Raw genomic sequence first — 8,876 nt, 5'->3', positions numbered from 1 at the left:
GGGTGGGAGAACCACCGGTTGGTGGCTGGCGTTTCGTGCGGGGGGCACAGTCTCCTACGTCCCCTGAGGTTGCTTGCCGCAAAGGAAGTTCTACACCAGCAGACCTCAGCCAATTCGTACGAAGCCAATGCTCAACCACGACAACCGCGTGCTGGGGGTGGGTTGTTATTGGATGGCGTGGGGTTTGGGGTGTTGGTAGCGTTTTGGGGTAGACCGGCCGTGGGACTTCGGTGTGACTTCCGGAAACCGCCTCTGAAGCGATGCTTCGCAGTTCGTGCCATCATTCCCCGGCCGGTCGGGCGCTACCAGGGGATGGTTGATGGAGAGCTACGCTGACCTGATCGAGTGCGAGGATGTGCTTCTTTTCGCTAATGCGGCGATTGCGGCGACGGGGCAGCGGGAGTTTCGCGGGACGGGGGCGGAGCAGCGGTTATCGTTGGGGTTTCTGCACGAATATGTGCAGGGGAATTATCCGGATGTGTACGCGGCGATGCTGGCCTTGGATATCAATGACCACAATGCGGCGATGATCATTCGTAACGTGCTGCGGGAGCGGGGGCCGGTTGACGGTGGGCTGGTCGCCTGGCGGTTGGGGCGGATGCGGCCGGGCCGGGTTTATCGGCTCTTTCAGGAGTTGCGGCGGGATGGGGTCAACAACCGGCGGACCCGGGCGATCGTGCGGGACTGGCTGGGCGGGCGGGCGGATCTCGCGTTCGATGCGGTCAAGTATCGGGCGGGGGTGAAGGCAGCGGTGCGCCATGCGCATCTGCGGCTGGAGGGGGAACTGGGGGATTTTCTGTTCGCACCTCGGCGGAGGGCCCGGTTCGAGACCGAGATCCTTGAGGTGTGGCGGCGGGCTCACTACGAGAACGCGGCGTTGTACGAACTGCCGTACACGGTGGCGGAGGGTTTCGCGGCCCGGCGGGGGATCAGTCGTGCGGTTTTCCTGGAGCGGATCACGCCTCGGCTGACCCGGCTGGAGCGGTTGCGGCTGACGGAGTCGGCGCGGCGGAAGGGTGTGGACACGCAGGCTGATCTGGCTGCCATGCCGCTGGTCAGGCTGGCCTCCTACGCGCTGGCGCTGCCGGCGGCGAAGCGGGGAGCCGACATCGAGGCGGCGCTGCGGGCGTCAGCGGCTCGAGCGGCAGGGGCGAACGCGGGGACGTGGGGGGATGTCGTCGCGGTTCTGGATGACAGTTTCTCCTCCTACGGATCGCCGGTGAAGCGGCGGCGGCCGCTGGCGGTCGCGCTGGGCTGCCACTACCTGCTGGGGGCGCTGGCCGGGAACTACCAGGCATTGTGGCTCTCGGGCCGGTCCGATCCGCTGCGGGCGCGGCCGGTGGGGCCGACGGGGCTGGGGCAGCGGATCATCGACGCCCTGGAGTTGAGGCCGGAGCGGCTCGTCATCATCTCGGACGGGTGGGACAACGCGCCGCCAGGACTGGCCGCGGAGGTGCTGCGGGTCTGGCGGCGCAAGCTCGATCCGGGGAAGGAGGTCAGCATCGTGCATCTGAACCCGGTCTATGACGCGGAGCGGTTCGAGGTGCGGCGGTTGTCGCCGATGGTGCCGACTGCGGGGATTCGCGACGCGGAGGATCTGCCTGCTCTGGTGGAATTGGCCTCGTTCGCGGAGGGCCGTACGGGGCTGGCCGAATTGAAGGCGTATCTGGCGGATCGGGCGGCACGGCGATGATCGACTTCGGCGGGCTGGAGACCCGGCCCGCGCAGACCTGGGGTGCGGTGCGGCTGGTGCCGCTTGTACGGCCGGAGCCCATCAGGGACCTGCGGCTCCACGCCAAGATCTACGGCGACGAGCCGTCCCTGGTCGCCCTGCCGGACAAGACGTCCTATATCTCCTACATTCCACATGCCTTCGTCGCGTCCTGGACCGAGGACGGCACGCCGGCGGCAGCGTATGGCACCCAGTTGGGGCAGCCTTTGCGGCACATCGGCATCCGGACCCGGCGGCGCATGGCGCGGCGGGTGGACAAGGACCGGCTGCGTTTCCTGCCTCTGCACCTCGCGCTGGAGGGTTATCTCGCGCTGCATTTCGGCGGTCCTTCGATCGCCTGGGAGGAGTGGACACATCAGGCGCTTTCGCATGGCCTCTCGCCCCGGATCGAGGCCGCCTACAGCGGCGCGGACATCCAGGACCTCGACGACGCGCTGCGCGTGTTCGAGTTCTATCCGGGGCAGTGCGGTCTGCTGCTCTATGTCGCGGACACGCTGGCCAGCGCGTTCGTCGTGCCGCATCCGGAGGACTACCAGGCCCTGCATCCCACGCTGATCCGCGACTTGTACGGCGAGCTGATCTACGAGTACGCGCTCTTCTATCCCGCCAGGGACTTCATCGCGACGATCGACGCGACCACGGTGTCCTCGCTGGCCGACCTGCGGGCTCAGGCCGTGCGGCGGGAACGGGAGTGGGCCGAGTTTCATGATTCGGTCATGACGGAGGGACTGCTGACCTCTGCGGAACGGGGGCAGGTGGTGTACCGGCTCGGGCGGTACACGCTGCGGCGGTGGCTGCCGTCCTTCGAGCGGCAGCGGGAGAACCACCTCAGCGAGACGATCACGGACGACGAGGGGCGGCTGGCGTATCTGAAGACCTTCCGGCTGTCCGAGGCGCAGAGCCGACGCGGGTACCTGCTCGACCAGCTTGCCGAGCACGACTGGCATCTGCCCAGTACGGCGGAGGCGCTCGGCACCGACGTGGCCGGGCTCGGGTTGCGCCTGGAGCGGGCGGGCTTCGGGCACCTGCTGCGGCAGGACATCATGGATGCCTACCGCAAGGCCAGACGGTGACAGCCCCCTGTTGTGCCGCGGGTCACGGGTTGCCGCTGTCGCACCGTGCTGAGCCTTGGTCCTCGTCGGTCATGCTGAGCGAGTCAGTGGCGCCGGCCCGGTAGATGTTCGTCCTGGTGAGTGAGCAGGGGAACGTCACGCCGGGGAGATTGAGCGCTCCCATAAGTCCCAGCGCCAGGCGATCTGCATGCCCGCACGTTCGTAGAGTGCGAGTGCTCCTGTGGGGTTCTCCGAATCGACATTCAGCATTGCGTCGTGGAGGTGGCGGTGGGCGAATGTGGCGAATGAGAGGCGGAGGAGGTGAGCCGCGATTCCGCGTCCTCGGTGGGATGGCAGGACGCCGACCTCGGTCACCCAGCCGCGGTTGCCGTCGATATGTGCGGTGAGGGCGCCGACGGGTTGCCCATTGTCGGATGCCACGAGCCAGAGAGATGGGTCGTAGCTGGGGCTGCTTACTGCTTCCTCGGCCCATAGATCGAATGGTTCTGGCTGGTAGCCCCAGTCTGCGGCGAATGCCCCTTGCAGGACGGCGTGGATGGCGATGAGATCGTCTGAGGGGTTGATCCCGGTGATTTCGATTCCCTCTGGTGCTGGGCCTGGCTCGATTGGTTCGGTCAGGTTGATTCGCATGTACCAGAAGTGGCGGACCGGCCGGAGGCCTCGGGTCTGGAGCAGCGCCGCGGCGGCGTGGTCTGTGGCGTTGATCGAGTGGCGGAACCGGCCGGAAGGGAGTTCGGCCAGCAGTTCGCGAGCTCGTTCCTCGATCTTGTTCAATAGCGACGCACCGATGCCCCGCCCCCGGTGCGTGGGGTGGACGGCCCCCCACGATCTGACGACACCGGGTTCTCCGAGCATGGCGTGCGCGTAGCCGACAACCGTTCCAGCGCTATCGAGAACTATCCATGCGTCGGTCGCCAGGTTGAAACCCACCCGGTTCCACTCTTCTTTCACGAAACCGGCGCCCAGAATGCTCTGCTCGATCTCACCAGGATCATCGGCGATGAGCACATCCGCTACCGCATCGAGATCGTCCAGCGTTGGCGCGCGGAAGCCGTACCCGGCAGGCAGAACCATGGGCCGGAAGCTACCAGGGGCGTAGGAATCAATGCCATTGGTTTACGACCTACTAGCGTGGACGCCCATGCACACTGCGTGCTGTTTGTCAGGTGGGGTTGGAGCGGACGAGGCGGAGGAATGCCTTCAGGCCGGTGATCAGCTCCTGGTTGTCGCTCAGGCCGTCGACGGTTTCGTCGAAGCGGCGGGTCATCTGGGTGATGCGGCGGTTCAGGTCGTGGTCGCCGGTTTCCGTGGTGACCCGGAGGGCGGTCAGCTCCGCTCGGGTCTGGTTGAGTTTCTCGTCGAGGTCACGGACCGTCTCGTCGAGTTTGGTGCGTGCCTCGGTGAGGTCGGCGATCTGGGCGCGGAGCGTGGCGACGTCCTCGCGGGGGTAGTGCAGCTCCTGCATCAGGGTGCTGACCCGTTCCCGTAGGTGGGACATGTACGACCCGGCGGGGCGGAAGGCGGTGGCCAGCAGGTAGAAGCCCGCGAAGTAGTAGCCGACCTGGGCGCCGGAGAAGAACGTGATCACCGCGATGACAGCGGCGGAGACGATGTGCCCGGCCACGGCGAACCGGAGCATCCGGCGGGCGATCTCGCGTGCCTCGTCCTCGCGCGCCTGGGGGACCTCGATGCCACGCTCTCGGGACAGGTGGGCCTCATGGATCACACTTCGGGCGGAAAAGTAGAGGTTCCACGGCACGGTCAACAAGACGAGCAGCCAGATCAGGCTGATGGCGCCGACCAGCACGGCGAGCAGGGTGCTGGGGGCGACCCCGGTATGGAAGGTCAGCCAAGCGGCAAAGATCGCAAAAGCCAGCGATACAAGGAAAATCCACCATTTCATGGGAACAATGATCTTTTAGGGTGCCTGCTGGCGACACCGCTGTTGTACTCATCTTCATCTGAGGACTTCGTCGGTGAGCCCTGGGGAGGATGATCGGCTTCTGCCGTACCGGCATGAGACGGGTGGGTGAAATCGCGCCAAATATGAGCTCTATGGACGATTTGGTGGGGCGATGACACCATCAGGGCATACGTTGATGCGCCCGGTTGTGCCTCTTTCCAGGCGCGGTTGGAATGGGGTGGAGTGCTTTTCGGGGGTGGACTGCGACCGCGAGAAGGGGATACCACATGGCCGCAGGGGGTTCCATGGGCGAATCCAAGCTCGTCGATCTTAGCCGGATGCCGTTTGCTCAGGTGGTTGAGGTAGCGGATGAAGTGCTGCGTGAGTCGCTGGCGCGGCATCTGGCGACGGGACCGGCGGGGCATCGATGGAACAAGTCGGACTGTCCCGAACCCGGTTATGGCGATCAATGACCGACGGCTTGGTTCGGCACTCGCTGTCGGCCGCCGAATTGGCGATCATCGGCTCGGGTGTTCTGCCGGGTCCGCTCATCACCAGCCTCAAAAGGGCGATCGCGAGTAGAAATATCGCTCTCCTCGAAGTAATTCGTCGTTTGTCCGGCCCGGCCAGTGCCACCGGTCGCATGATCGGCGCATTGTGGCAGGAGTTGGAACAGCGTGCCGATCGAGGGCTGGCGGTGCTGGTGTCTCCGCAGGTGGGCGCATGGGCGGAGGACACGCTCCGGGCCGAGGGCCGGGGCGATCCCGAGGTGCTCGTGGCGGCGCTCGGCCGGCGGGCATCCGGCGGATTCAGGCTGGACACAGGGGAGCCGTTACGCAGCCATTTCGGCTTTGACATCGCCGAGACGATGACGCGTGCGCGGTGGGCGGCGCTGTGCCGCGAGGCGCTCCAATTGCTCGCCGCCCGGCACGGCCGTACGGCCGCGTCACTCACCGAGCTCATCACCACCATCGTGCCGGTCAACTCGCCCGCTCCAGCGGACGCGTTCAGCGGCACCTCGGGCGCGGCTTTCGGCGCGGTGGCACTGTCGCCGCCGATCGGTTCCGCCCAACTGGCGGCCGCCTTCAGCCATGAACTCCAGCACCACGTCCTGGCCGCGACTCAGGAGATCGTCGCGCTCACCGAACCGGATCACCCAGCCCGTTTCGCCGTGCCTTGGCGTGACGACCCGAGGAACGCGGCCGCGACCCTGCAGGGGATCTACGCGCATGCCGCGATCTGCGAGTTCCATCGGGCCGAATGGCGGGACGGGCCCACCGCCGACGCGAACGCCAACGTGGCGGCCTACGCCCTGTGGCGGCAGGCCACCGCGCAGGCGCTCACCATGCTCCTGGACTCCGGCGCGCTCACCCCCGCCGGGCGAGCGCTGGCCGAGGCCGTCGGGGGGAGGATCTTCCCGCTGCTCGCGGAGGCCGTGCCGGGCTGGGCCCGGCAGCGGGCGGAGACGGAACTGGCGAGCCGGCGCGTCCTCAGTTCATCATCGGTTCGATATCGAGGTTGATCCGCCCTTGCTGGAGGGCCAGGCGCGCCTCTGGATGTTCGGTGAAACGCGCGTCGCGGTAGGCCTGGAGCACGAATTCGCGGAGCTCCGCCGCTCCTTCCGGGTCGCCGTCGGCCAGCCGGTCGACCGAGAGGTTGGCGCCTGACGCCAGCGTGCAGGGATGCCGTTCGCCGCGAACCCGCCCGCTGCCCTGGTACGCGGCTTCCCCCAGCTCGCGGGCGCGCCGTACTTCGCCGACGCCCGCCAGATCGCTGGCCAGGTTGAGCATGACCACGAGCGTGCTGGGATGCTCGTCCCCGAAATGCTCCCGGAATCCGGCGAGCGCATGCTCGTTCAGCTCCCGCGCGCCACGCAGGTTGCCGCGGGCGCGCAAGACGATGGCGAGGTTGGCCCTGGCGGCGAAGGTGTTGGGGTGCCGGTCCCCGGCGGCCTTGACCCATCCGGCCACCGTCTGCTCGCCGAGTTCCTCCGCGCCCGCCAGATTGTCGGTGAGCCGCCGGTCGTTGATCACATTGGTGGCCACCAGGAGCGTCATGCGGTGCTCCGGTCCGGCCGACGCCGTCTGCTTTTGCAGGGCCTCCTCCGCCTGCGCGGCGGCCTGCTGGAAGAAACCGGACCGGCGCAGGGAGACGGCCAGGTCGAGTGCGGTGAATACGCGCAGCGCGTCCCAGGGAGCCGCAAGTTGCACCAGGAGCGCGTCCACCTCGCGAATCATGTCGAGCGCGTCATCGTAACGGCCCATCCGGCGCAGGTTGCGGGCCACGGCGAAACGTGAGGTGAGGGTCTGGTCCTCGTTCGGCCCGAGCGTGCCTTCCCGGAACCGCAGGGCCTCCAGATCGTGTTCCATGGCTTCCGCGAAACGGCCCAGGCAGCGCAGGCTGACCGCGATGTTGTTGCGCACCCGGATGGTGGACTCGTGCTCCGGCCGGAACACCCGCTCGAAGCGGGGCAGCAGGGCCAGGTCATTGTCCAGGGCTTCCTGGTAACGACCCAGGACGCAGAGGTCGACGCCGTGGCTGAGCGCGCACAGCAGGTAGATCTGGTCGTCCTCGCCGAAGGCCTTGAGACGGTGAAGAGTGTCGGAGTTGAGGTCGTACGCCCGTTCCCACTGACCGTTAAGGCGGGTCGCGATGCCCACTTCGATGGCGAGCGCCAGGGTTTGCCGATCGTCTCGCCCGAACAGCCCCTTCCAGGTTTCCAGGGCGCGCTCGCCGAGAGTCAGGCTCTCGGAGAAGCCGCCGCGCCGGTGCAGGCGCCGTACCTGGTTGATGATGAGCTGCCTGACCTCGGAGTCGGGGCAGTCGAGCGCGCCCGCGGACACCAGGTGCGCGCGTGAGCGCTCGTACAGCGGGTCGCTGTCGTCCCGGCCGGGGGCGCCCGGGTCCGAGGCGGCGAGCAGCGCGTGTACGGCGTGCGCCAGGGTCTGCGCCAGCTCGGGTTGTTCCCGCTGCAATCGCCCTCGGGTGACCGCCTGCACCACACGGTGCATCTGCACCACGTTGAGCACGCCGTCGATCTTCACCAGCGAGAAACGCGCTAGCTGGCGGACGGCCGTGCGGAACTCGGTGATGTTCCTGATCGCGCGTCCCAGGTCCAGCGAGAGTTCGCGGAGGCGGGACGGCTGGAAGAGGAGCTCCTCGGCCACCGGCTCTGGCGCGAAGAAGGACAGCAGCTGGAAGAGGTCGTCCGCCTCGGCGGAGATGGCCTGCCGGGAGACGCCCCAGGTGGCGGCGACCGCGAGCGGATACGGGATGTCCACCTCGCTGGCCAGCAGCTCGTGGGCGTTCTCGCGGAGCCGGGAGAGGTATTCGGTGGGCGAGGTGCCGGTCTCGATCATGTAAGCCGCGGCATGTTCCGCGGCGAGGGGGAGATGGCCCAGCTCGTTGGCGAGCTCCGTGGCCACCGCCGCGTTCTGGCTGAACGAGGGCACCCGCTTGACCAGGAACTCCAGCGTCTCCGCCGGGGAGAATTCCCCCACCTCGATGCCGGCCACGCCCAGCGTCTTGCGCCAGTGCGAGTCCCGCGACGTGATGATCACGTGGCCGCGCCCGCGCGGGATGTAGTCCGAGATCATTCCCGCGTTGTTGGCGTTGTCGAAGATGAGAAGCCAGTGCTGGTACGGCTTGCCGTTCTCCAGCGCCTCGATCACCAGGCGTGCGGACGAGTCGCGTTCCTCCGCCCGGAACCCGGGCAGCCCCATCCGCCGGCCGAGCGCGATCAGCGCGTTCACCACGGCCATCTCTTGCTCGGCCCGGATCCACCAGACGAGCTCGTAGTCGGTCCGGTACCGATGCGCGTACTCCGCGGCGATTTCGGTCTTGCCCACCCCGCCAAGGCCGAACAGCGCCTGAGGGGGCTGGTCGATCACCGCCGCGCTTTCCCGGAACAGTCCGCTGCGGAGCCGCTCCATCTCCGCGACACGTCCGGTGAAATGATGATTACGGAATGGAATCTCCTTGCTCCATGCCGTGAAGTGGGCTTTCGCCCCATCTTCGGACGTAGCGTGCGTCACGCGAACCGCCTTGTTTATTCAGACTGTCTGATATGTCCGGCAATCGGCTTTTTGGGCGCATTGAACGACTCGCTGCGCCAAGCTTCAATGGTATCCGCGGACACACGTTCTCTCTGGCCAGGCACGGCATCGGA

Annotated in this window: 7 protein-coding genes; 4 read left to right on the top strand and 3 right to left on the bottom strand. The window is 67.0% G+C overall.

The window, feature by feature from the left end; translation table 11 throughout:
- The first annotated feature begins 526 nt into the window (after positions 1 to 526).
- Positions 527 to 1,693: a hypothetical protein gene (locus Amac_RS39715; protein WP_246269012.1), complete on the top strand. Its 1,167-nt coding sequence runs from the start codon at positions 527 to 529 to the stop codon at positions 1,691 to 1,693.
- Positions 1,690 to 2,805, top strand: coding sequence for an ARPP-2 domain-containing protein (locus Amac_RS39710; RefSeq protein ID WP_155359584.1), 1,116 nt, complete (start codon positions 1,690 to 1,692; stop codon positions 2,803 to 2,805). Before Amac_RS39715 ends, Amac_RS39710 begins: the two co-directional genes overlap by 4 nt.
- A gap of 135 nt (positions 2,806 to 2,940) precedes the next feature.
- Here the strand turns inward: Amac_RS39710 and Amac_RS39705 are convergent, their stop codons facing one another.
- Both Amac_RS39705 and Amac_RS39700 read right to left on the bottom strand, forming a co-directional pair.
- Positions 2,941 to 3,879: a GNAT family N-acetyltransferase gene (locus tag Amac_RS39705; protein ID WP_155359583.1), complete on the bottom strand. Its 939-nt coding sequence runs from the start codon at positions 3,877 to 3,879 to the stop codon at positions 2,941 to 2,943.
- An 88-nt stretch (positions 3,880 to 3,967) separates the two neighbouring features.
- Positions 3,968 to 4,708 (bottom strand): hypothetical protein, encoded by a 741-nt coding sequence (locus tag Amac_RS39700; RefSeq protein ID WP_155359582.1) that lies wholly within the window; start codon positions 4,706 to 4,708, stop codon positions 3,968 to 3,970.
- A gap of 305 nt (positions 4,709 to 5,013) precedes the next feature.
- Between Amac_RS39700 and Amac_RS39695 the strand changes: the two genes are divergently transcribed.
- Together Amac_RS39695 and Amac_RS39690 are read left to right on the top strand one after the other, a co-directional pair.
- On the top strand, positions 5,014 to 5,181 hold the full coding sequence (locus Amac_RS39695; protein WP_155359581.1) for a hypothetical protein: 168 nt from the start codon (positions 5,014 to 5,016) through the stop codon (positions 5,179 to 5,181).
- Complete coding sequence (locus Amac_RS39690; protein WP_155359580.1) at positions 5,178 to 6,230, top strand: aKG-HExxH-type peptide beta-hydroxylase; 1,053 nt, start codon at positions 5,178 to 5,180, stop codon at positions 6,228 to 6,230. The genes Amac_RS39695 and Amac_RS39690 overlap by 4 nt, the downstream gene beginning before the upstream one ends.
- On the opposite strand, the gene fxsT is transcribed toward Amac_RS39690, so the two are convergent.
- Complete coding sequence (gene fxsT, locus Amac_RS39685; RefSeq protein ID WP_155359579.1) at positions 6,199 to 8,742, bottom strand: FxSxx-COOH system tetratricopeptide repeat protein; 2,544 nt, start codon at positions 8,740 to 8,742, stop codon at positions 6,199 to 6,201. The two genes, Amac_RS39690 and fxsT, sit on opposite strands and share 32 nt — an antisense overlap.
- Between the last annotated feature and the right edge of the window lie 134 nt (positions 8,743 to 8,876).

Source organism: Acrocarpospora macrocephala (assembly GCF_009687865.1).
GTDB lineage: Bacteria > Actinomycetota > Actinomycetes > Streptosporangiales > Streptosporangiaceae > Acrocarpospora > Acrocarpospora macrocephala.
The sequence above is the reverse complement of the archived record's forward strand: the minus strand, read 5'-3'. Positions and strand labels throughout refer to the sequence as shown.

Excerpts from the sequence above, each read along its gene's own strand:
- Amac_RS39695 (WP_155359581.1), top strand. The coding sequence starts at position 5,014 with ATGGGCGAATCCAAGCTCGTCGATCTTAGCCGGATGCCGTTTGCTCAG.
- Amac_RS39700 (WP_155359582.1), bottom strand. The coding sequence starts at position 4,708 with ATGAAATGGTGGATTTTCCTTGTATCGCTGGCTTTTGCGATCTTTGCC.
- Amac_RS39705 (WP_155359583.1), bottom strand. The coding sequence starts at position 3,879 with ATGGTTCTGCCTGCCGGGTACGGCTTCCGCGCGCCAACGCTGGACGAT.
- Amac_RS39690 (WP_155359580.1), top strand. The coding sequence starts at position 5,178 with ATGACCGACGGCTTGGTTCGGCACTCGCTGTCGGCCGCCGAATTGGCG.
- Amac_RS39715 (WP_246269012.1), top strand. The coding sequence starts at position 527 with ATGATCATTCGTAACGTGCTGCGGGAGCGGGGGCCGGTTGACGGTGGG.
- Amac_RS39710 (WP_155359584.1), top strand. The coding sequence starts at position 1,690 with ATGATCGACTTCGGCGGGCTGGAGACCCGGCCCGCGCAGACCTGGGGT.